This is a genomic window from Bradyrhizobium sp. FW305-F6 (assembly GCF_058782905.1).
Genome location: NZ_JBYSYD010000001.1, coordinates 492,376 through 511,693 on the forward strand (window position 1 = coordinate 492,376; position 19,318 = coordinate 511,693).

The 19,318-nt window shown below is 60.6% G+C and carries 25 protein-coding genes and 1 tRNA gene; 13 read left to right on the forward strand and 13 right to left on the reverse strand.

The window, feature by feature from the left end; translation table 11 throughout:
* Positions 1 to 342: 342 nt before the first annotated feature.
* The 4 genes from AC3WLX_RS02430 to AC3WLX_RS02445 all read right to left on the reverse strand — a co-directional run bounded on the left by AC3WLX_RS02430 (position 343) and on the right by AC3WLX_RS02445 (position 2,873).
* Positions 343 to 516 (reverse strand): hypothetical protein, encoded by a 174-nt coding sequence (locus AC3WLX_RS02430; protein ID WP_492334548.1) that lies wholly within the window; start codon positions 514 to 516, stop codon positions 343 to 345.
* Positions 517 to 774: 258 nt separating this feature from the next.
* Positions 775 to 1,083 (reverse strand): hypothetical protein, encoded by a 309-nt coding sequence (locus tag AC3WLX_RS02435; protein WP_492334549.1) that lies wholly within the window; start codon positions 1,081 to 1,083, stop codon positions 775 to 777.
* 459 nt (positions 1,084 to 1,542) lie between these two features.
* Complete coding sequence (locus tag AC3WLX_RS02440) at positions 1,543 to 2,220, reverse strand: transposase (protein ID WP_492334550.1); 678 nt, start codon at positions 2,218 to 2,220, stop codon at positions 1,543 to 1,545.
* A 119-nt stretch (positions 2,221 to 2,339) separates the two neighbouring features.
* Entirely contained in the window at positions 2,340 to 2,873 is a 534-nt protein-coding gene (locus tag AC3WLX_RS02445; RefSeq protein WP_492334551.1) for a TetR/AcrR family transcriptional regulator, read from the reverse strand.
* A gap of 31 nt (positions 2,874 to 2,904) precedes the next feature.
* Between AC3WLX_RS02445 and AC3WLX_RS02450 the strand changes: the two genes are divergently transcribed.
* A complete protein-coding gene (locus tag AC3WLX_RS02450; protein ID WP_492334552.1) occupies positions 2,905 to 3,003 on the forward strand; it encodes an alpha/beta fold hydrolase in 99 nt (32 codons plus the stop codon).
* Between the two features lie 263 nt (positions 3,004 to 3,266).
* On the opposite strand, the gene AC3WLX_RS02455 is transcribed toward AC3WLX_RS02450, so the two are convergent.
* From AC3WLX_RS02455 to AC3WLX_RS02475, 5 genes are all read right to left on the reverse strand, one after another.
* Positions 3,267 to 3,461 carry a hypothetical protein gene (locus AC3WLX_RS02455; RefSeq protein ID WP_291620671.1) on the reverse strand — a complete coding sequence of 65 codons (195 nt, stop codon included), beginning with the start codon at positions 3,459 to 3,461 and terminating at the stop codon, positions 3,267 to 3,269.
* Positions 3,462 to 3,913: 452 nt separating this feature from the next.
* On the reverse strand, positions 3,914 to 4,126 hold the full coding sequence (locus tag AC3WLX_RS02460) for a DUF6894 family protein (protein ID WP_492334553.1): 213 nt from the start codon (positions 4,124 to 4,126) through the stop codon (positions 3,914 to 3,916).
* Positions 4,127 to 4,266: 140 nt separating this feature from the next.
* Positions 4,267 to 5,442 carry a zinc-dependent alcohol dehydrogenase gene (locus AC3WLX_RS02465; protein WP_291620675.1) on the reverse strand — a complete coding sequence of 392 codons (1,176 nt, stop codon included), beginning with the start codon at positions 5,440 to 5,442 and terminating at the stop codon, positions 4,267 to 4,269.
* A gap of 742 nt (positions 5,443 to 6,184) precedes the next feature.
* On the reverse strand, positions 6,185 to 6,424 hold the full coding sequence (locus AC3WLX_RS02470) for a hypothetical protein (protein WP_291620677.1): 240 nt from the start codon (positions 6,422 to 6,424) through the stop codon (positions 6,185 to 6,187).
* A 1,118-nt stretch (positions 6,425 to 7,542) separates the two neighbouring features.
* Positions 7,543 to 7,752: a hypothetical protein gene (locus AC3WLX_RS02475; protein ID WP_291620679.1), complete on the reverse strand. Its 210-nt coding sequence runs from the start codon at positions 7,750 to 7,752 to the stop codon at positions 7,543 to 7,545.
* A gap of 919 nt (positions 7,753 to 8,671) precedes the next feature.
* On the opposite strand from AC3WLX_RS02475, the gene AC3WLX_RS02480 reads away from it, so the two are divergent.
* Complete coding sequence (locus tag AC3WLX_RS02480) at positions 8,672 to 8,914, forward strand: hypothetical protein (protein WP_291620681.1); 243 nt, start codon at positions 8,672 to 8,674, stop codon at positions 8,912 to 8,914.
* 339 nt (positions 8,915 to 9,253) lie between these two features.
* Positions 9,254 to 9,511: a hypothetical protein gene (locus AC3WLX_RS02485; protein ID WP_492334554.1), complete on the forward strand. Its 258-nt coding sequence runs from the start codon at positions 9,254 to 9,256 to the stop codon at positions 9,509 to 9,511.
* Positions 9,512 to 9,649: 138 nt separating this feature from the next.
* Here the strand turns inward: AC3WLX_RS02485 and AC3WLX_RS02490 are convergent, their stop codons facing one another.
* Positions 9,650 to 10,876 carry a sensor histidine kinase gene (locus AC3WLX_RS02490; RefSeq protein WP_492334555.1) on the reverse strand — a complete coding sequence of 409 codons (1,227 nt, stop codon included), beginning with the start codon at positions 10,874 to 10,876 and terminating at the stop codon, positions 9,650 to 9,652.
* Positions 10,877 to 11,092: 216 nt separating this feature from the next.
* On the opposite strand from AC3WLX_RS02490, the gene AC3WLX_RS02495 reads away from it, so the two are divergent.
* The 5 genes from AC3WLX_RS02495 to AC3WLX_RS02515 all read left to right on the forward strand — a co-directional run bounded on the left by AC3WLX_RS02495 (position 11,093) and on the right by AC3WLX_RS02515 (position 14,792).
* Positions 11,093 to 11,293 (forward strand): hypothetical protein, encoded by a 201-nt coding sequence (locus AC3WLX_RS02495; RefSeq protein WP_492334556.1) that lies wholly within the window; start codon positions 11,093 to 11,095, stop codon positions 11,291 to 11,293.
* On the forward strand, positions 11,293 to 11,679 hold the full coding sequence (locus tag AC3WLX_RS02500; protein ID WP_492334557.1) for a response regulator: 387 nt from the start codon (positions 11,293 to 11,295) through the stop codon (positions 11,677 to 11,679). The genes AC3WLX_RS02495 and AC3WLX_RS02500 overlap by 1 nt, the downstream gene beginning before the upstream one ends.
* Positions 11,680 to 11,831: 152 nt before the next feature.
* On the forward strand, positions 11,832 to 12,605 hold the full coding sequence (locus AC3WLX_RS02505; protein WP_492334558.1) for a Crp/Fnr family transcriptional regulator: 774 nt from the start codon (positions 11,832 to 11,834) through the stop codon (positions 12,603 to 12,605).
* An 805-nt stretch (positions 12,606 to 13,410) separates the two neighbouring features.
* Positions 13,411 to 13,863, forward strand: a complete 453-nt coding sequence (locus AC3WLX_RS02510) for a VOC family protein (RefSeq protein WP_291620684.1) — start codon at positions 13,411 to 13,413, stop codon at positions 13,861 to 13,863.
* Between the two features lie 290 nt (positions 13,864 to 14,153).
* Entirely contained in the window at positions 14,154 to 14,792 is a 639-nt protein-coding gene (locus AC3WLX_RS02515; RefSeq protein ID WP_492334559.1) for a glutathione S-transferase family protein, read from the forward strand.
* A gap of 186 nt (positions 14,793 to 14,978) precedes the next feature.
* Here AC3WLX_RS02515 and AC3WLX_RS02520 read toward each other — a convergent pair whose 3' ends face one another.
* From AC3WLX_RS02520 to AC3WLX_RS02530, 3 genes are read right to left on the reverse strand one after another with little or no spacing between them, the layout of a single operon-like run.
* On the reverse strand, positions 14,979 to 15,146 hold the full coding sequence (locus AC3WLX_RS02520) for a hypothetical protein (protein ID WP_492334560.1): 168 nt from the start codon (positions 15,144 to 15,146) through the stop codon (positions 14,979 to 14,981).
* A 6-nt stretch (positions 15,147 to 15,152) separates the two neighbouring features.
* Positions 15,153 to 15,422, reverse strand: coding sequence for a hypothetical protein (locus tag AC3WLX_RS02525; RefSeq protein WP_492335900.1), 270 nt, complete (start codon positions 15,420 to 15,422; stop codon positions 15,153 to 15,155).
* A 47-nt stretch (positions 15,423 to 15,469) separates the two neighbouring features.
* Positions 15,470 to 15,724, reverse strand: a complete 255-nt coding sequence (locus AC3WLX_RS02530) for a PilZ domain-containing protein (RefSeq protein WP_291620689.1) — start codon at positions 15,722 to 15,724, stop codon at positions 15,470 to 15,472.
* Positions 15,725 to 15,947: 223 nt separating this feature from the next.
* On the opposite strand from AC3WLX_RS02530, the gene AC3WLX_RS02535 reads away from it, so the two are divergent.
* The 5 genes from AC3WLX_RS02535 (at position 15,948) to AC3WLX_RS02555 (ending at position 19,264) form a co-directional block, all read left to right on the forward strand.
* Positions 15,948 to 16,022, forward strand: a tRNA-Glu gene (locus tag AC3WLX_RS02535).
* Positions 16,023 to 16,104: 82 nt separating this feature from the next.
* The gene (locus AC3WLX_RS02540) at positions 16,105 to 16,770 is read left to right on the forward strand and encodes a hypothetical protein (RefSeq protein WP_492334561.1); all 666 of its coding nucleotides are present in this window, start codon (positions 16,105 to 16,107) and stop codon (positions 16,768 to 16,770) included.
* A 182-nt stretch (positions 16,771 to 16,952) separates the two neighbouring features.
* Positions 16,953 to 17,579: a PilZ domain-containing protein gene (locus tag AC3WLX_RS02545; protein ID WP_291622563.1), complete on the forward strand. Its 627-nt coding sequence runs from the start codon at positions 16,953 to 16,955 to the stop codon at positions 17,577 to 17,579.
* Positions 17,580 to 17,678: 99 nt separating this feature from the next.
* Entirely contained in the window at positions 17,679 to 17,951 is a 273-nt protein-coding gene (locus AC3WLX_RS02550) for a hypothetical protein (protein WP_492334562.1), read from the forward strand.
* 272 nt (positions 17,952 to 18,223) lie between these two features.
* The gene (locus AC3WLX_RS02555) at positions 18,224 to 19,264 is read left to right on the forward strand and encodes a PrsW family intramembrane metalloprotease (protein WP_291622566.1); all 1,041 of its coding nucleotides are present in this window, start codon (positions 18,224 to 18,226) and stop codon (positions 19,262 to 19,264) included.
* Positions 19,265 to 19,318 lie beyond the last annotated feature (54 nt).

Consider the following 19,318-nt stretch of genomic DNA (forward strand, 5'->3'; position numbering starts at 1 on the left):
ACAGACGTTGGCGCCACCAAGAATGCCAAAGCAGGTCTCACAAAATCTCGCACAATTGCGATTCCATTCTATTTCACGCTCATGAAAACGATGAGCTTTGTGAGCCCGTCCCGTCCACACTGGGTTGGACTGCACACCTGAAGTGAGACACGATAACTACGGTGAGGCGCTGTCATCGTACGTTCACCGCGTCGAGAGAGTGGTCGTCCCCTTTCCACAATTTTGGCCTTCAGGCGTCCGGGCAAATGCATGGTTCACATAAGATCATCTCAGTGCATCGATTGATGGGGCACCGCTAAGAACTCTCCCGCCCCCTGCAATCGGCCTCCCCGTCCTTTCGATCTAGCCAAAGTTTCTGAAGCCGACGAAAAGCAATCCAAACATCAGCAGTATTATGAGGGCCGATCCGGCAATCACCATGAGTGCCGCTTTCCACCCCGGGAGGCCACGCTTTTGCTGGCGAATAGCAAACAGAATGAGAAGGATAAAGAGAACGGGGCCGATGAGCATAATCATTCAATCGCATCCTTGTGCAGCGCTAAACTCGGCCGCGCGCGAAGGTCATTGCAAGTCTACTGTGCCCTTTCACAAGGGCTCTTAGGGTGAAAGTGCACTAAAGACCCTCCCCCGCCGATGGCTTGGGCCCGCTTGGCGGTCTTGAGGACACGCCCGGTCTGACGTTCGAGACGGCTGAGAAAACGGTTGTCTCCTGAAGATTGACCCGTAGCGTACCCTCCGGTGAGGACCGTCAGCAAAATTTCGGACCATAGTGTTTCAGTGGGTGCCAAACTCAGGCCGAAGCTGCACGAGAAGTTGAGCAACCTGATTACTCTTCTCGGCCAAGCGCCCCTGGTCGGTCAGTCCCATATGCTCCGTGGCGATAATATAGAGATAACCGGCAATTTCGTTCGCCGTTGCGCCTTCGTCCATCAGCATGACGTAGGCCTTATCTGCGTAGGAATCATACTCGTCGGCGGCCTGCCGTATGCCGTAGACCCCGATGGGGTCCCAGTCCCGAAGCAGAATCTCACGGACGCGAGCACGGTTCTCTCGTGATTGATACTTGTTTCGTCCGTGCGCCATTCTCTTTCTCTATGCTGTAGGTGCTTCTGCTGGTCGGCGTCCGATTCCAGGCTGCAACTCGCGCCGATGAGCCGGGAATTACGGAGTTCGGACGATCCAAGGCATTGAAGCGCTTCCTAGTGTCAAGCCGATATTCCCCTTCGGCGGCCTTGATCGTGGCCACCTTGGCCCGGCGAGGCGGCGGCACCGATGGAACGGAAGTTGTCATGAATAACGTTCTCTTCACCCTAAGAGAGAAGATTCGGACGGCGTGCGGCAACTTGGGGTAGTGAAGCTGGATGCTCAACTTCCTCTTCGGCTTTATTGTCGGCGCAGCGATCGGCTACGGATCGCGCGATGCTATTTCCCGACTGCGACGGCGGCGCCAGCGTCGAAAGCGGTCGAGATACACCTTTTGAGCAGCATCTGCCCCCTTTTGGGGCTAGGCGAGACACGCAACGATATTACGGTGACAGTGCACTAAATACCCTCCTCCTCTTGGGCCGACGGCTTCGGCCCACGCTTGGCGGGCTTCAGGACGCGCCCGGTTTGACGTTCGAGACGTGCAAGAAAACGGCTGTCTCCCAGCGGCCGGCCGATGCTTTCGGCTGAACGCAGGGCGTCGAACAGATCGTCTTCCGGTTCGCTCGCGAGCAGATCGGCAAACTCGGGAAAACGATCGCGGATCGGCGCCAGCGCGGTCACGCCGTCGTCCTTGCCGCGCAAATGCGCGCGCGTGCTCGACCAGCGCCAATCCCGTGCCCGCGGCACCAGGCGCGCCCGCACCGGATTGAGCGACACGTAGCGCAGCGCCGCCGCGAGATGTTCTTCGTCCATGGCAACGGCGCCGAACCTCCCCTGCCAGAAATGACCGGTGCGCTGACGTCGCGCATGGATGATCCCGGCGTAGCTGCGATGCACGCGCGAGAGCGCACGGCGCAACCCGTCGGGATCGGACGGCACCAGGATCAGGTGCACGTGGTTCGGCATCAGGCACCAGGCCCACACCTCGACCCCGGCATCCTTGCAGTTCGCCGCAAGCAGGTCGCGATACAGCGCATAGTCCCCGTCCTCGAAGAATGTGCGCGCCCGCCCGTTGCCGCGCTGGGTGACATGGTGGGGATGACCGGGGATGACGACACGGGCGAGACGAGCCATGTTGCATCATGGACGGGAAAGCTGCCGGCGTCAATTGAGTGCACTGTCACCGTAATTGCGCAATTGAGTGCACGGTCACCGTAATTCATCCTGTAATTCATCCTGCGCAATGTGCGACGCTACCTGACCAAGAGGTCGAGCACCTTGCGGAAGCGCGCGATTGGCTCTCCCGTCCGCTCCACTTTCATCCGCAGCAAGGTGCCGTGCCAGGCTGCCAGCAGCACGCCGGCAAGACCGTCCGCACGCATCGGGTCAACCATCTCACGCAGAACAGCGGCGAAGGCGGCAGTCTGCCGTTCCATGACGCGCGCGAGCAAGTCGCGCAACTCGTCGCCATAGCTGGAGGTCTCGGCAGCAAGGTCGGGGATCAAACATCCGATGCCCCAGTCCTGCGTTCGCACCCGCTTCTCGATCTCGTCGAAATAGGCGGCGAGCCGTTCGGCTGGCGGGCGAGAAGCGTCCCCTAGCGTTTGCTGCATGACCTGGTCCAAGCGGGCCGCATAGTGCTCCAGCACCGCACGCCCGAAGCCTTCCTTCGATCGAAAGTGATTGGTGAACGAACCCTGCGGCACCCCGGCAGCCTCTGCGACCTGCCGAACTCCGGTGGCCGCATAGCCGCGCTCGTGCAAGCCGAGCGAAGAAGAGATGCGCAAGTCGCTTCCCGGTCTGCAAGGATTTCTCGAGATGAAGAATGTGGGTCATTGGCCGCAGCTGGAGGCGCCCGAAGCCTTCAACCAGGTGCTGGTCCGTTTCCTCTCGGCGGTGGCGCATCAAATCGACTGACCATCCAGGCAGAAAATGACGCTAAACACTGTCCACCGACAATTTCGCGACAACTTCGGTCCGCGCTAAATTACGGTGACAGTGCACTAAACATCCTCCCCTGCCGATGGCTCAGGCCCGCGCTTGGCGGGCTTGAGCCGCGCCCGGTCTGACGTTCGAGACGGCTGAGAAAACGGCTGTCTCCGAGCGGCAGAAAAACGTCGGGCGGCAAGGGTGCGTGCTCACCGCCTTACCGTGAAGCCTGCGGAGAGAAGTCGTATACGTCAAACCTTATCGCGCATTTGTTTCCGTCCAATGCGATGGCCGATCACGCCGAAGACTAATCCCAAGAGCAGCATCGCCGGGAACTTGCTCCAACCTGGTCCGTCGAAAACAAACTTGTTCAAGACGAGCGCAAACATAACGCCGTAGCCCGCAAATATCAGGCCTTTCCACCGGATCGTCCAGTCGTGGCTCATTGCCGTCCCCTCTTTGAGAGTTGGACAACAGTGCCACAAGGCAGTCGGGCCATCTGTGAGCAACCGCACTTTCATTTGCGGCCCACCAGGTGCGGTATACGATTTACGCTCGCACACTGTCTCCACTACACCAAACATCTCCAACCAACTTAGCGGAGGCAGCAATGCCGTTCGAAACACGTCCGTGCCTATGTGGCTCGCTCCTAACTTTTTACGGTGACAATGCACTAAATACCCTCCCCCCATGTGGCGCGGCCTAAACTGCGGCTTGTTACGTGTTACGGTGACAGTGCACTTAACATCTCCCGCGCCGATGTCTTGGGCCGCGCTTAGCGGGCTTGAAAACATCTGGCGTCAATTGAATGCACTGTCACCGTAATGCATTGCTTCCGATCGCGCTACGTTTGCGCAGTTCGGTCGTTGAGTGCAGCCTGAGAGTGGCAGGTCGGTTGCTAGGACATTTTCCTCGAGCCGATGCTGATGAAGTAGAGCGGCTTGAGCTCTTCGTCGGTCACCTCTAACGACCACTCCTGACCGGGGCGGAACTTGCCCTCGATGTCTTTTAGCATATCCGCAGTAAAGACCGTTGCTGTGCGCCATGCCATTTCGCCCATATCATCGATGCTTGGATCCCCATTGTGAACATTGAAGAAGTACCGTGGCATCAGCATGCTCGTCTAGGTCGCGGAATCTTTGCTCTAGGTCGGCATCAGCGACCCGTTTCTTGATGGCAGAGTTCCACTCTGTGCTGCCGCCGGCACAGTCTTATGCCGTCGGCACGAGTGGTTGCCGGTTCTTTCGCGGTTTAACGAGACGGTCGCATCACGACCTTGATCACGCCCGCTTCTTTGTCCCGAAACTTCTGGTACATCTCAGGCGCGTCTTCGAGGCTGGCCGGGTGTGTCACCACGAAGCTGGGATCGATTTCCCCCGCGACGATCTTGGCGAGCAGCGGCTTGGTGTACGCCTGGACATGGGTCTGGCCAGTCTTGATGGTTAGTCCCTTGTTCATGGCGGCGCCAAGCGGGATCTTGTCGCCCATCCCGACATAGACGCCCGGGATCGAGACGGTGCCCGCCTTACGGCAGGCCATGATGGCTTGGCGAAGAACGTGAACCCGATCCGTTGCCAGGAAGGTTGCGGCCTTGACTTTATCGAGCACCGCGTCGGCCGAGCCGTGGCCCGATGCTTCGCAGCCGACCGCATCGATGCAACTGTCGGGGCCGCGCATGTTGGTTCGCCGCATCAATTCCTCATGAACCTCCGCGTTCGAGAAATCGATGATCTCGGCACCGCCTACTTCCGCCATTGCCAGACGTTCCGGCACTTCGTCGATGGCAATGACGCGCCCAGCCCCTAGCATGAGAGCGGAGCGGATCGCGAATTGGCCAACGGGGCCGCATCCCCAGATCGCGACCGTGTCGCCCGGTTGGATCTGCGCATTGACAGCGGCCATGTAGCCGGTCGGAAAGATGTCGGACAGGAACAGTGCCTGCTCATCCGTGATTGTTTCCGGGACCTTGATCGGACCGACATCAGCCATTGGCACCCGTAGGTACTCCGCCTGTCCACCTGAATAGCCGCCAAGCATGTGGCTGAAGCCGAAAAGCCCGGCCGGTGATTGTCCCATCGCCTTGGCCGCCACCTCCGCGTTCGGATTGGTGCTGTCACAGCAGGAGAACAGTCCTTGCTGACAGAACCAGCAATTGCCGCAGCTAATCGTAAAGGGAACAACGACGCGATCGCCAATTTTCAGGTTCGTTACTTCCGATCCCAACTCGATCACCTCGCCCATGTTTTCATGACCGAGGATATCGCCGGCCTCCATGGTGGGCTGATACCCGTCAAAGAGATGCAAGTCAGAGCCGCAAATGGCGCACGCGGTAATCTTAATGATGGCATCACGCGGGTGCTGAATCTGGGGATCGGGAACCGTGTCTACCCGAACGTCGCCTTTGCCGTGCCAACAAAGTGCACGCATGATCGAACCTCCATTTTGGGGCCGGCATGCGCATTCTCGGCATGTCGTGCAGACGCAACCGAGCCGGACAGCGCTATGTTCCTAACGAATAAGAGTTGCCGGCAAAGCTCGCCACGAGAGCAATATCGTTCGTACACATCGCATCGACGTTCGTTGGGTTCTCAAGCGCTCTCAAGAATATGACGGCCCACTTTTGCACGAAGATCTGTTGGGCGTTCCACGGTGACAGTCTGCAATTCAGCTCCTGACCCACTTTATTTGATTAGGACTTTCGCGGCCTTTCGGCTCACTATGTTTCGAGACTGATCCAGCTGAAGTAGCAACTCATCGAGCGCGCAAATAGGAACTGCATTTCTCCGAAATGATTGATCTGGCGGTCTGTGGTCCGATACTAGTTTCGTGCCATCCACCCGGAACGGCCCCTCGTCGAACGCGCGTTCGCAGTGGGGCCGATTTTCGTGGACATAAGCTTCGCCGGTTAGTGTCAGCGGTCGATGCTACTGGTAGGGGATGGATGTCGGTTTAGAACCGCCGCCTGTCCTCTGCGGAGGGCCGCGTCGCGCACCGGTCCGTGACGAATAAATTCGACATCCTCGCGCAGCAATCTCCTCGCGTTTTGGTACGCGAGGTTTGGAACCGCACGCGGAGCTTCGCTCGGCCTTAGGTGGTTGAACCTGTTGAGGCAGTCACATCGACGGTTAGCAGATAACGCCCAGCTTAACGATTGATAGGCATAGCCTCTTCAGCGGCTCAAAATTTCGTGGCTCTTCTCATCCTCATATCGGATGAAGTTCTCATTCGTCGAACCGTGAGGCCCTGCAAACCCCCGAAGCACCGGTGCTCCCTGCATGTAGGCCCGAGTATCGGGCCTATCATACGCACCGATGATGGCGACCCCGGCAGCTGTGCACCACCCGACGATATTGTCCGTTTCCTCGCCCTTCATAGTGCCGTCGACAAAGCGAACGATCTTGTATCTCATGGCGGTCCCACCTCACTATCCCTCAGTGTAGCTGAAGCCCCGCGGCTTCTTCGATAGTCAGAATCCCTACCGCAATCTAGGCCTCTTGTGGGCGCGTCGAGCCAATTGAGGCGTCGATTTCTGGGAGTCGCGCAGCTGTCGCTCGAGATATTCAATCATGAGCAAGCAGTCGCGGTGAATGAGCAGCCGTCAGGAGAGTCGTGCAGCAAGTCGCGATAGCGTGCAAGATCGTGCTTTAGCTTGATTTCGCGGTAATCAATCAATTTGAAGTTAGGGAGATGGAGGCTGGGCATGCATACTGTTCTCCACGAGAGGAAGGCGGGAGCGCAATCGAAGAACTCAAGACCGATGAGTGCCACAGTTCTTGCCGTGACTAGCTATAACGGCCCGCTGCAGGCGTTCGTTCCGTTCACAGGAGAAACTGATGAAAATCGTTCTTGCCTCCAGCTGAGACTGGTCGCCACCGCCGACCCGATGGTTCATCCGATTGCCGGGAGGGACACATGATTGTCCGTTCAACGGCCACCATCACGCTCTGGCCAGAAATATCGGGGCCATCGACAAACACTCACACGGCAAAAAGCGAAGGCGCACGTCGATCAGTATAGGGCGGCCCCGACTAGCCACAAAAAAAGCCCGGACTAACCCGGGCTCCCTGAGATCAATAATAACGATAATGGCGCGGTCGGTCATAGCCCGGTCCGTAGCCATAGCCGGGACCGTAGGCGTAACCGGGGCCATAGACATAGCGGGGACGGTAGTAACCGGAACCGTAACCATACCCGTAGCCTGGCCCGTATGCACCGTAAGCACCTGCCGCCAGTGCACCGGCAGCGAGTCCGAGACCAATGCCAGCTCCACCAAATCCGCGGCCGCCTCTCGCCTCTGCAGGAGCTGCGATTGCGCTCGCTCCAATTGCTACAATCGACGCGGCGATGAGGATTGCCTTATTCATAATAGGTCCTTTCGTGAACACCTTCATGGCAACGAGAGCTTGTTCAATGGGTTGCTGACCGTCTTCCCGTTCAACATTAATAATTGCCCACAGGCATGAGATTAAGACTACATTCGCTGCACGCGGCGCAGCGGAGTCAACTTATCCCGTCTGAGCCGCCATTCTACGCAGCTTTCCGGTGCCGCTCGAATGCTGCGATGGCCTTGTTTGATAACATCAGGGTACGTCCCTCCCCCTTCAATATCTGGGTTTTGATGCTTCCCAAGAGGATCTCAGCCGTTTGCTGCGGGTCGGCAATTTCTCCCGACCGCTCAAGGAAGTCCCAGGCGATTTGAAGCGAGTTTTCGACGAGGAGCGGGAGTGGTTGGCTCATGCAATTAATGCGGCTTGGCCGGCTGTTGGCTCACGTTGCTGTCCGGCATCTTGTCTCGCCCCTGATCTCCATTATCGTCCTTCCCGCCTGAAGTGGACGTTCCGCTACCGCTGCTCGAGCCGGGAGACATGCCAGTGGTGCTACGCGGATCCGCGCTCGGCGCCATCGAGCTGGCCGCGGGATCACCGGTGACCGATCCTCGCCCGCTCGGAGCGCCGCCTGACTGAGCCGAGGCACCGGCAGTCGAAAGGACGATCACAGCTGCTGTTATCAATGGGACTATTCTCACGGCGAACCTCCAAAGCTATTGCGCTCAACCGGCCCCTGTGGCGTCCGTTCCTATCGTCGCACCGTCGTCTTTCGCGCTACTTCTTTTCCACCCGGACACCCTTTGAACTTCTCGACAGCCGTCTCGACCTTTGCGGGCTTCTGACGGCCATGAACTCGCGGGACACCTTGTTGCGTTTGGTGCAGACCGAGGACCGCGCCGACCAGCTCGCCCGACCAAACTGCGCTCCAGCCCGCGGGGACAACCTCCAGCACGCGATCGATGGCTTCATCGCCCCTTGTGGCCCAAGCCAGATCTGGCGCTTACCGCTATCCGTCATTACGCAAGCCAGATGAATCCGCTGCTTATTTCTATAAGCCAGGAATGCGGCGCAGGTTTCAAGAACGGCTGCGTCGTCCCGGGCACTTGCCGGAACGAATCTCTCCGGGCCCCATTGAGTCCCAGTTCTGTTGCGTAGAGTTGGTTATGCGTTAGTCTCGCGGGACCCGTCGGTCGTGCCGGGCAACGAGCCGACGGTCTACCTCGTTGTGGATGATCCACCTCTTCGGAGGGAACAGTCGTTCGCTCGCGCGTTGTGCATGTTCGCGATTTGGCGCGCGCGCTTATCAACCCTTGATTCGGCATTCGGCCATGGCATACACCCTGACGATTTTTCTTGAGGACGGCGGCGTCCTGCCTCATAAGCTCGAAGAAGCCACGAGCGACCAGGCAGCAATTACCGAAGCACTGAAGATTGTCGAGGGAAGACTGGGCGACAGAGGCGCCGATCCGTTCGTGGTGCGGGAACATGGCAAGGTTTTTTATAAGTCGGGTACGATACCCGATGGCACTGAGTTGGAGTGGCGTGACCCGCCCACGCCGCGACCGGGCTAGATCTTTTTGGTGGCGCTTTGGCGCAAGGGCCTCTCGGGGGTGACTTCGAACCGACATATCCCGATGGTCATGTGGCTCTCACTGAGACCAGGCACGTAGAACCGAGAGGCTCTCTTGCTCAATCAGCAGCAACAGACCCTGAAGGCGCTCGCCTTCGGAATTTGACGCGGACGCCGAACGGTTGGAACGCTCCGCACCGCGTGGGCCGCACGCTACGCATTGCGTAGGTCGAAGTTTCATAGTCGCCAAAGGATAATTTTCTCGAACGTTTGTCCATTTTGGAACGTGGCGGCTTTTGCGTTTCCGTTGGCTCCGTACTATCCAAACAGGAGTTTCAGAATGAAGAAGTTGATTATTGCTACTACCGCGCTCGGTCTCATGTGCGGCTCCGCTTTCGCGCAAAGCGGCAACATGGAGAAGCCCGGCATGAACAAGATGGAGAAGGGCTCCATGGAAAAGGGCTCCATGAAGAACACCACCGGCATGAGCAAGGACGGCATGGCCAAGGACGGAATGGTGAAGCCTGACGCGTCGGGCCAAGGCGGTTCGGGCCCAGGCAGCGACCAGGGCGGGACCAAAGCTAAGATGATGAAATAAGCCCACCTCCTCAGTGCGCTTGCCCGAAACCGCGACCCGCTCGCGCCTCTCCTTTTTCATGAACAAGTTTCGCAAACTTGGCGTCATCTGGAACGAGATTAGCAAGCCGGATTAAACTCGAACGGATCGTGGCGTTGGTCACTGAGCCGTACCGGATGCGTCGCGCCGTGACAGGATTGGCAAGTCGAGCAGAAAGCGGGTCCCCTTTCGCTCTGTCGCAAATGTGAGACGGCCCTGAAGCTGCCTCACCATGCCGGTGACCACCTTGAAGCCGAGGCTTGCCCGCGGCTGATCGATGTCGAACCCGTCCGGGAGGCCGGTGCCATGGTCAGAGATTTCGACGTGGAGACGTCCATTGACCTCCCGGGCCGACACTTCGATGTCGCCGCTGCTTTCCGGATAGGCGTACTTGATTGCATTGGTCACTAATTCGTTGATCAGAAGTCCAAGGGGAATGGCATGGTCAGCCGCGAGCAATATTGGATCGGCGTGGCAATGCAGCGTGTGCCCTTCGGTGCTGGCCCGCAGCTTTTTACAGAGCTCGGTCATGAAGTCCGCAAGTTCGACATAGCCGATGTGCGAACCCCGCCAAAGATGGTCGTGTACCTCGGCTATGGTCGACACCCGCAAGCTTGCGTCTTGCAGTGCATTTTTGACATCCCGAGACTGAGCGCTGCGCGCCTGGACGCGAAGCAGGCCCACGACTGACGCGAGGCTGTTCTTAACACGGTGGCTCATCTCCCTCGTCAGCAAGGCTTGGTGCTTGAGAGCATCTTGAAACCTGGCGTCAGCCTGCTGTCGTTCGATAGCAATCCCTAGTAGACCAGCGAAGCCGGCAAGGAAGTTGGCGTCATCTTGATCGAACTCGCCCGGTTCGGCGCTGTCGACCTCCAGCACGCCGAAGAAGGCCTTGCCCTCTCCGCCCTTTTCTATCAGCACGTTGATCGCGCGCCTGATGCCGTGATCCGCCAAGAGCTGAGGCGTGCGGAAGCGGGTATCCGCTCCCATGTGGTTCGATATGACAGACTTTCCGGTCTGGTAAGCGTAACCGGCCGGCGATCCGATGTCCGCCGGGAGCGAGACGGCATCGATGGTGCCTGGGGCCCAGCCCACGCCTGCGCGTACCATCAGATGGTTTTCGTACGGTTCATATTCCAGGACCTTCACGAATGGAGCCTGCAACCCAACGGCGCACAGTTCGGTAGCCCTCTGCAGAATCTTCCGGAAGTCGCGGGTCTGCATGGCAATGCTGCCGAACTCGCCAAGAAGCGACTGCTGCCGCAGCCGGTAGCGAAGCTCGTCGCGGCCACAGGGGCCGGAGGAAGCATCGGTCGGCTCGGGGCCCGCTTGGAAAACCTCATGCATCGCGAATTCTCCGCGCACGGGATGTGGCCGGCGGTGAATCCCGAATCTGGCAAAGCGTGGTTGGTATAAGTGTGACTGCGTTCCCGGGAAGAGTCTGAGCAAAATTGCTCACCTTCCGGGCTTCCAAATCGGCGGGCAGCACCTTTTGCTATGTGGTCTGGACCACCGACAACGTCAGCATCGGCGTGCGACCACCACCTTCCGGGAGCGCATGCCATGTCCGATCCGAACGACCGACACGACGATTGGAAGCAAAGGCTCGAATGCCTGCGTATGGCCTCGGACTTCATGCAGCTATCCAAGCAGGCGCTTGACCCCGATTTGAAGGCACATTGCCTCCGGATGGCAAAGTATTGGTCCGACAAAGCGGATGGGCTAGCCGGGGATGATACCGGCGTCGCGAAGGGGTTAGATTGATGATGAACGCAACAACCGGCAAAGCTCGCCCTGTCGTTCTGGTCGTGGAAGATGAACCGCTGCTAAGGATGCTGGCCATCGAGGTCGTCGAGGACGCGGGCTTCATCGCGATCGAGGCCGAGGGAGCGGACGAAGCGGTCATCCTGCTGGAATCGCGGACGGACATCACTCTGCTTTTCACCGACATCAATATGCCAGGCAGCATGAACGGGCTAAAATTAGCTCATGCCGTGCGCGACCGCTGGCCTCCCATCAAGATTCTGGTCGTGTCGGGCTTACAGCAGCTTCAATCCTCGGATCTCCCTTCAAACAGTTGCTTTTTCAGGAAGCCCTATCGGGCATCGGAACTGGTCGTGGAACTTCGATCGATGGTTGGCTCGGCTTGACCGAGCGTGGACCTACGCCGACCAATGAGCCCTTTTGCACAGATTCGCCTCTTGAAAGAGTGCAAGAAATAAACGTTCCAATCCCACGCGCTCACGACGACATGCCCGTCGCCCCGATTACGCAGGAACCGGACCCGAAACAGCATGCGGTCATGACCAAGGTGCAGACAGACCGCGATCTGTGGAGCAATCGGCTCCTAGGCGCGTTGGAGGCTGACAGCCGCAGGCGCCTGGACCCGCACTTGGAGCCCGTCGAATTCAAGCTTGGCGACATGGTCTGCGACGCCGGCGGCCTGCTCAAGCACGCATATTTTCCGCGAGGTTCCGTACTGTCCCTGCTGACCGTGCTGGAAAATGGAGCGGCAATCGAGACTGCGAATATCGGGCGCGAAGGTGCATTCGGACTTTTTGCGGCCATGTACAGCCGCGTCTCCTTCAACCGATGCATCGTGCAGCTCGAAGGCCATACGGTCCGCTGTCCTATCCAGTTGCTGCAATATGAATTCAGGCAAAGCGAGCACGTGCGCGATTTGTTCGTCAGCTACTCGGAGACCTTGCTGTCGCAGGTCCAGCAGACGGTCGCATGCAACGCGATGCATTCGACAGAAGAGAGGATGTGCCGCTGGCTCCTGATGATGCATGACAGGGCCGAGGGTGAAGCTCTTCCCTACACCCACGAATTTCTATCTCAAATCCTCGGTGCCAATCGAAAATCAGTGACACTTGCTGCACAATCGATGCAGAACGCAGGCCTCATAAGCTATCGTCGGGGAACAATTCAAGTCATTGATCGGCCTGGCTTAGAGAAGGCAGCGTGCGAGTGCTATGCAATTGTGAAAGAGCGTTTCGATGCGTTCCTTTCACCGCCATCCACCGCTGCCCCTGGGCACAACAGAAGCCGAAGCGATCAATCCGCTGAAGATTAAGTGTTCAGCAGTATCGTTAGAACCGGAGAAGGCCGCCTCAACGACGTCGCGGTCGCCTCGACGCTCGCCCTCGTCTTTGTACTGGCACTCGCCCTGTGGCGACGGCGTCTCGACAGGCTTGAGAGGACGACCATTGAACCTCTAAGCGCCGGCGTTCTGGCAAGTTGGGCATCAGCACGCTTTTGTTAGAGCAGGTGTGGCGGATCATGCGTCGGCTGCACCCGGAGCTGTTCGATAAGAAGCACCCGAACCCCTGGGACGATTTCACCCTCAAGAGCCGCACCAAGACCAAGAAGCACGCGGTCACTCGAGAAGAGGTCTAAGACTTTGCATGCTGCATCAAAGAAGGGCGGCCTGAACCCGCAGCCGTCGCGGTGACCTGCTTTGAATGGCAGCAACGGCTGGAGACGTAGTGGCGGGGTTTTTGACTTGGCCCGTCTATCGCAGCAAAAACTGCATTTACGGTGACAGCATTTACGGTCATTTACGGTGACAGTGTACTAAATATCCTCCTTGAATTTACGGTGACAATGCTGAACTGCAATTCTCGCTAGAAGACTAGGCCTTGACGACAAAAATCGGCGTGGCCACCAGCGGATTGGGCGCATCGTGCAAAACGATCGCCATAAAAGAGAGTCGCTGCGAAGGTTGTGTGCGGCTTTACCCTACGATTCGCTGGTTGACCTCGACAGCCACCCCCTCACGCGCATGTGCACGCGCCCCCTGCCCCTTGTCGCACTTTGCTGCTATTCATCGCCCTCGCCCGAAACCAAAAACCCTCCGTCCGTTCCAAGGAGCCCCACCCATGCGATACCTCCACACCATGCTGCGCGTGCGCAATCTCGATGTCGCGCTGAAATTCTATGTCGATGCTTTCGGCTTGAAGGAGGTGCGGCGGATCGAGAACGACAAGGGGCGGTTCACGCTGGTGTTCCTGTGCTCGTCGGACGATCTCGAGGCGCTGAAGAAGCAGCCGCCGACGCGCGGGGCGCCGCTGGTCGAGCTCACCTGGAATTGGGACGAGGAGACCTATGGCGAGGACCGCTTCTTCGGCCATCTCGCCTATGAGGTCGACGACATCTACGCCACCTGCGAGAAGCTGATGAAGGCGGGCGTCACCATCAACCGCCCGCCGCGCGACGGCAACATGGCGTTCGTGCGCTCGCCGGACCTGCACTCCATCGAGCTGCTGCAGAAGGGCGATCCGAAGCCGCCGCAGGAGCCGTGGGCCTCGATGCCGAACACCGGCCATTGGTAGGCCCTCGCCCTTGGAACCAGGCCCCTCTCTCCGCGTTCTCCTTTCACGAAACCGCTTGAGGAGGATGCGATGGCGAGAGGAATGTTGCTCTGGATGCTTGGCGTGCCGATCCCGGTGATCATTCTGCTGTGGCTGTTCTTCGGCCGCTGAGCGCTAGGTTTGACTTGCAAGGAAAGCTCCGCCCGCGTGCGGGGCTTTTTGCATGACGGACGGGATGCAATCTCGCATCGCGCATTCCCAGGAATTCCGCTATCACCCCGCGAGAAGCGACAACGCCGCGGGGAGATGACATGCCTGAGACCAAGCCGACGATCTGGGGCCGCGCCAATTCGGTCAACGTGCAGAAAGTGCTGTGGTGCTGCACCGAGCTCGGCCTCGCCTTTGAGCGCATCGACGCCGGCATGCAATACGGCAAGACCCGCGAGGCCGATTATCTCGCGATGAACCCCAACGCGCGGATCCCGACGCTGGTCGAGGGCGACTTCGTGCTGTGGGAATCCAATTCGATCATGCGCTATCTCTGCCTCGCGCATGGGCGCGGCACGCCGATCTATCCGGAGGGGCCCAAGCAGCGCGCCTCGGTCGACCGCTGGCTCGACTGGACGCTGTCGACCGTGCAGCCGGTCGACCGCCCGGTGTTCTGGGGCATCGTGCGCACCGCGCCCGCCGAGCGCGACATGATCCAGGTGCAGCGCGATGCAGATGCCGCCGCCGAGGTCTGGGCCATCACCGATCGCCTGCTCGCCGCGCGCCGCTTCATCGATGGCGACGCGTTCACGCTGGCCGACATCGCGATCGGCTCCTATGCCCGGCGCTGGCTCGGCGTCGAAGGCATCACCCGGCCGGCGCAGCCGCACCTCACCCGCTGGCTCGCCGAGCTCGGCGAGCGGCCCGGATTTGCGCAATTCGTCGCACCGCCGATGTCGTGAGCCGGTGGCGACGGATAAGCTGCGGTGACGGCGCGAGGAATTCCCGTTCGGGCGCATGCGCCTGGGAGTCACCGCAGCGCTTGACGGCTACTGTGCATGGGGTTGTTTTCGCGGTTTTGTTTAAGCTCCTGATTGTTTGCGCATGATCTTCTCGGAAAACCGCATCGCACTTTTCCGGATCATGCGTTAGCGCCAGCCGCGCTCGACCAGCAGCACGACGGCGATCAGCACCAGTGTCACCGCGGCGGTGGCGAGCCGCGCGGTCCAGCTGAAGCCGCGGCCGATCCACCACAACAGCGCGCAATACATCAGTACGGGGACGATGATGTCGGGCCGTATCAGATCCGGCGGCATGGGCCTTCAGCGCCTGACGCCGGCGTCGATGCTGATGGAGCCGCCGACCCTGACGCAGGTGCCGGTTCCCTCGACCATGACGAAGCGCGGCCCGTAGGCGGCGCAGGAGCCTGCCCTGGCCTTACCGGGGGCGCCCGCGAGCGGCAGCGCCTTGCTGGTCTGCTTATTGGTCTCCTTGCCCGCCTGCGGCCGCTCGGCAGGCGGCAGGCGCAGGGGCTCGGCCGCGGTGGCGGGTATGGCCATGAGCGAGATCAGGATGAGGAGCGGCGTGCGCATCGCCGCCTTGTAGCCCGGACCGCTGCCGCGCGCCATCGCCCGCGCGATCAGATGAACTTGACGCCCGCCGACTTGCCGCGGCGCCAGATCACCTGGCAGCTCCGCCCGGTCCGTGCGTCGCGGGCAAAGGCCATCCGGATCACGCCCGGAAGCTGGCTCGCGTCCTCGTCCATGGTGATCCTGGCACCCGTATCCGAGATGTCCTGGACCAGGCAGTGCCGCGCGGCAAAGCCGCCGTCCAGCGTGATCCAGGCATGCCGCGACAGCAGCTTGCGCTCTGCGCGCTTCTTCGGGGGTGGCATCGGCGAAAATCTCCCGGTCCAGCGCTACCCAGGGAACCCTAAGAAACCGTTCAGATCGCAGATGATTGATCCGGATCCCCGGCTGTCCACCGGGGCCAAAACTCCGTTCCCGGACGGCTTGCCCGGGAGCGCAAACGCCACTATACGTTCGCCCGCTGCAAGCGCCTCGCCCCGTTCGGCCGGCCTGCGGCCGCGCCGCGATAAGCGGCGGGGCCCTGCGTTTGCTCCCTTCGTCTATCGGTTAGGACGCCACCCTTTCACGGTGGAGAGAGCGGTTCGATTCCGCTAGGGAGCGCCACGGGCCAGAAATCCGCCGCCCCGGCATGAACCTCCCTGCCTGCGACCTCCGACCAATCTCCGATCGGAACCGGCAGAGGCCCATGGCGCAGCGTGAGACCATCCCGAACAACCCGTCCGGCGCTGCCTCGCAGCCGCCGCCCTGGATGCATCGTGCGGTCTCCCATGCCCCGAACCGGCGGACCGAGATGCTGGCGCACATCGCGCGCGCCCGGTCGGTCCCGCAGCACCAGGCTGCGGCTGCGCAGCCGTCCGCGCGGCCGAGGCTCGCGCCTGGTCTTGCCGTTCTCGGCGATGCCTATGGCTACGCAATCCTGTTCGGCATCATCGCGCTGCTGCTTCAGTCACTCGTTCCGCTCTACCTCGGCGCATTTCTCTTCCTCAGCGAAGGCACGCGCATCGAGAACGCGCTGGGAGCCCTCGGGATCAGGTTCGAGCCCGATGCGGTCGGGCCTGATATCATCAAAGGCTTCGCGCTCTGCTTCGCCTGGCTCGCGCTGCTGGTGTCCTTGCGCGACCACGTCCCCTCCTGGCTCGTGCCCTGGATGCCGCCGGCCGCCTCGTGGTCGTTGATCGCCGGCATAGCGCTTGCGCTCGGCATCGTCGATGCGCTGGCGGCGGCGATGATCCGGCGCGCTGGTCCCTGGTTCGGACTTGCGATCAGCCCCGACGGCCTGATCTGCACGATGATCAAGCTTGCCATTGCCGGAGGCGCCCTGGCGTTGCTCGTGCTGCTCGGGGCGAATTGAACGCCGCTGACCGAAGCCGAGGGGTGACGACCTCGTGACCATCCGCCGCGCCTTGTCGCACGATTTTCGCCCGGCGTATTTACCGGAAATTTACCCCTCCTATTAAGCAGCGGTATGCTTTGCTTAGACTTTGAACGGTACCGTGGAAATACGGAGATCACCCCAGACCCCGGTTGGCGTTCATGTCTGTCGCAGAGTTCCTCAGGCAGCGTGCAGTGGAAGTCGCCGTGAACGGCAGCTACTCGCTGCCCCGCTGGTACGATTGCGAGGGCCGGCTCCGCAGCTTCGCCTGCCGCACCAAGCGCGTCTCGCCCTTCCGCATGATCGTGGACGTGCCGGTGGTCGGCAAGATCGGTGAGCGCGTCACCTCCTACTTCCAGGATTTCGGCGAGTTCCAGTGCACCATCAGCGCGACGCTGAAAGCGGGCTTCCTGATGGAGCTGGAGATGACGCGGGCGCGGCGCGCCTGGATGTCGGAGAAGCTGACCTGGCTCGAGAAGAAGCAGAGGGACGACAGCATTCGGGAGTTGCGGCGTGACGCGCGTTTCGTTCCGCAGGTCTCGCATACCGTGGTGACCTTGGCGGACGGCAGCAGCCATCCCTGCTTCATCATCGACGTGTCCACCGCCGGCGTCGCGATATCGTCCGAGTACGATCCGCCGGTCGGAACCCCGCTCGCGGTCGGTGCCTGCGTTGGGCGGGTGATCCGAAAGTTCGACCAGGGCTTTGCGGTCAAATTCGCCGAGAGGCAGAACCGGGATGACCTCGTCCGCCTGATCGTCCGCTCGCCCCTGTTGAAGTCGGCCTGACCCTCCGGCTGCCCTATCGCGGCCCCAATGCCGGATCAGCATTTTGAGGTCTGTGCCCCGTGCCGGACCTCATTTGCAGACTTGCGATCGGGGGACCGAATGGCAGTCGACAAGCTCACGGTTGATGCGATCAAGGTTGGCAAGATCACCTGGGACAGGGTCGGCCGGGTCACCGAGCCCGGACGCTACATGTACACCTTTGGCTGGCTCACCATCACCGCGGGCGACCTCGAGGTCTGGAAGCGACATCCGCAGGCTGCGTTCACGCTGCTGGCCCAGCAATCCCTGTCGCAGGAGGCCATCGGCGAGGAATTCCATCTCGGCGCCTTCGACGTCGCCCCCGACGCCGCGCCTCCCATCACCCCGCACTGAGCCCGAGCACTGCACTGCCGATTGAAGAAGCCCGTGTAGTTCCTTGATCTGGCTCGTCTATCCAGGCTCCATATCCGGCACGCAGCTGCTACCATGAACGACGAGCATTTGTTGTGATGCAATTGATCACGCTTGTATTCTACGTCTCCGCTCCGCGGGGCCGATGAACGGAAGCTGTCGCCCTCGTTAAGAGAGCCGACAGCAGGCGCATGACACATGGTCGCATCGGTGAGCGTGGATATGCGGATCGAAGGAACCTATTTTCGGCGCCAATGTACCTGATCGAAGCGCTCCCCACCGTCCTTGGAACTGCTGCCATCGCCCCGGCGCTGCTGATGCTCTGGCTCGTCATAGCCGTCCAGGAGCGCCCCGGCCCGCCGGCCCAGGTCTGGACGGCCTTTCTCTTAGGGGCGGCCAGCATCTCGCTGCTCGGTCTCGCCCGCGCGCCCTTCGCCAAGATGGTCACCGCACCCGACGACCCCTGGGCGGAGCTGGCCATGCATTCGATCTTCGGCGTCGCGCTGCCCGAGGAGGCCGTCAAGGTGATCGCCATCGTGCTGGTGTCCTCGACCAAGCGGCGGACCTTCGCCAATCCGATGGACACCGTGGTCTATGGCGCCGCGGTCGGCCTGGGCTTTGCCGCCTACGAGAACCTCGCCTATCTGGTCCAGCACGCCGACATGTGGCGCTCGCTGGCTGCGCTGCGCAGCGTGCTGACCGTGCCGTTCCACGGCGCGCTCGGCATCATCGCCGGCGCGTACCTGACGATTGCGCGGGCCGGCACGGCCCTCGGTGCGAACCGGCACCACCGCGACTGGGCCCGTTTGTCCAGCCGGCTGCTGATCTTCGCCGCCCCGCTCGCGTTGCATGCGGGCTTCGACTTCCCGCTGCTCGCTCTTCAGCGCATGCCCGATCTCGATCCGAGCTTGCGGATGTGGCTCGGTGCCACCAGCCTTTTGATCGGCTTCGGCTCGATTGCTTTGGCAATCCGCCTGGTCCGGCGCGCCGCACGCCACCATGCGCCGCGGACCGATGTCGCGCGCGAGCGGCTCAGCCAGCTTCGTCGCATGTGGGCGCTGCTGCTCGCCGGCGGCGGCATCGGCTTTGTGGGGCTTGCTTTCGTCCTGACCTCGATCCGTCACTGGCTGATCAACCCCGAGCGCAACCTGACGCTGGCCTTGATCCCGATTGGTTTCGTCTCGATCCTCCTCGGCCTCGCGCTTCTGATCGCCACAACCGCAATCTACATTCTCGGCCGCAACCGCATCCGCACCACCTCGGATGGATTTTCTTCTTTGCCCGGCGGCGGCTAAGCGCGGGATGGCAAGAACGGTTCACACCCGTTAGATTGAGCCCCATGTTCGAGA

Excerpts from the sequence above, each read along its gene's own strand:
- AC3WLX_RS02500 (WP_492334557.1), top strand. The coding sequence starts at position 11,293 with ATGATGAACGCAACAACCGGCAAAGCTCGCCCTGTCGTTCTGGTCGTG.
- AC3WLX_RS02460 (WP_492334553.1), bottom strand. The coding sequence starts at position 4,126 with ATGCCACGGTACTTCTTCAATGTTCACAATGGGGATCCAAGCATCGAT.
- AC3WLX_RS02540 (WP_492334561.1), top strand. The coding sequence starts at position 16,105 with ATGGCGCAGCGTGAGACCATCCCGAACAACCCGTCCGGCGCTGCCTCG.
- AC3WLX_RS02440 (WP_492334550.1), bottom strand. The coding sequence starts at position 2,220 with ATGGCTCGTCTCGCCCGTGTCGTCATCCCCGGTCATCCCCACCATGTC.
- AC3WLX_RS02520 (WP_492334560.1), bottom strand. The coding sequence starts at position 15,146 with ATGCCGCCGGATCTGATACGGCCCGACATCATCGTCCCCGTACTGATG.
- AC3WLX_RS02515 (WP_492334559.1), top strand. The coding sequence starts at position 14,154 with ATGCCTGAGACCAAGCCGACGATCTGGGGCCGCGCCAATTCGGTCAAC.
- AC3WLX_RS02480 (WP_291620681.1), top strand. The coding sequence starts at position 8,672 with ATGGCATACACCCTGACGATTTTTCTTGAGGACGGCGGCGTCCTGCCT.
- AC3WLX_RS02495 (WP_492334556.1), top strand. The coding sequence starts at position 11,093 with ATGTCCGATCCGAACGACCGACACGACGATTGGAAGCAAAGGCTCGAA.
- AC3WLX_RS02435 (WP_492334549.1), bottom strand. The coding sequence starts at position 1,083 with ATGGCGCACGGACGAAACAAGTATCAATCACGAGAGAACCGTGCTCGC.
- AC3WLX_RS02510 (WP_291620684.1), top strand. The coding sequence starts at position 13,411 with ATGCGATACCTCCACACCATGCTGCGCGTGCGCAATCTCGATGTCGCG.
- AC3WLX_RS02550 (WP_492334562.1), top strand. The coding sequence starts at position 17,679 with ATGGCAGTCGACAAGCTCACGGTTGATGCGATCAAGGTTGGCAAGATC.
- AC3WLX_RS02490 (WP_492334555.1), bottom strand. The coding sequence starts at position 10,876 with ATGCATGAGGTTTTCCAAGCGGGCCCCGAGCCGACCGATGCTTCCTCC.
- AC3WLX_RS02455 (WP_291620671.1), bottom strand. The coding sequence starts at position 3,461 with ATGAGCCACGACTGGACGATCCGGTGGAAAGGCCTGATATTTGCGGGC.
- AC3WLX_RS02465 (WP_291620675.1), bottom strand. The coding sequence starts at position 5,442 with ATGCGTGCACTTTGTTGGCACGGCAAAGGCGACGTTCGGGTAGACACG.
- AC3WLX_RS02475 (WP_291620679.1), bottom strand. The coding sequence starts at position 7,752 with ATGAGCCAACCACTCCCGCTCCTCGTCGAAAACTCGCTTCAAATCGCC.
- AC3WLX_RS02470 (WP_291620677.1), bottom strand. The coding sequence starts at position 6,424 with ATGAGATACAAGATCGTTCGCTTTGTCGACGGCACTATGAAGGGCGAG.
- AC3WLX_RS02525 (WP_492335900.1), bottom strand. The coding sequence starts at position 15,422 with ATGCGCACGCCGCTCCTCATCCTGATCTCGCTCATGGCCATACCCGCC.
- AC3WLX_RS02430 (WP_492334548.1), bottom strand. The coding sequence starts at position 516 with ATGATTATGCTCATCGGCCCCGTTCTCTTTATCCTTCTCATTCTGTTT.
- AC3WLX_RS02530 (WP_291620689.1), bottom strand. The coding sequence starts at position 15,724 with ATGCCACCCCCGAAGAAGCGCGCAGAGCGCAAGCTGCTGTCGCGGCAT.
- AC3WLX_RS02545 (WP_291622563.1), top strand. The coding sequence starts at position 16,953 with ATGTCTGTCGCAGAGTTCCTCAGGCAGCGTGCAGTGGAAGTCGCCGTG.
- AC3WLX_RS02505 (WP_492334558.1), top strand. The coding sequence starts at position 11,832 with ATGACCAAGGTGCAGACAGACCGCGATCTGTGGAGCAATCGGCTCCTA.
- AC3WLX_RS02485 (WP_492334554.1), top strand. The coding sequence starts at position 9,254 with ATGAAGAAGTTGATTATTGCTACTACCGCGCTCGGTCTCATGTGCGGC.
- AC3WLX_RS02555 (WP_291622566.1), top strand. The coding sequence starts at position 18,224 with ATGTACCTGATCGAAGCGCTCCCCACCGTCCTTGGAACTGCTGCCATC.
- AC3WLX_RS02450 (WP_492334552.1), top strand. The coding sequence starts at position 2,905 with ATGAAGAATGTGGGTCATTGGCCGCAGCTGGAGGCGCCCGAAGCCTTC.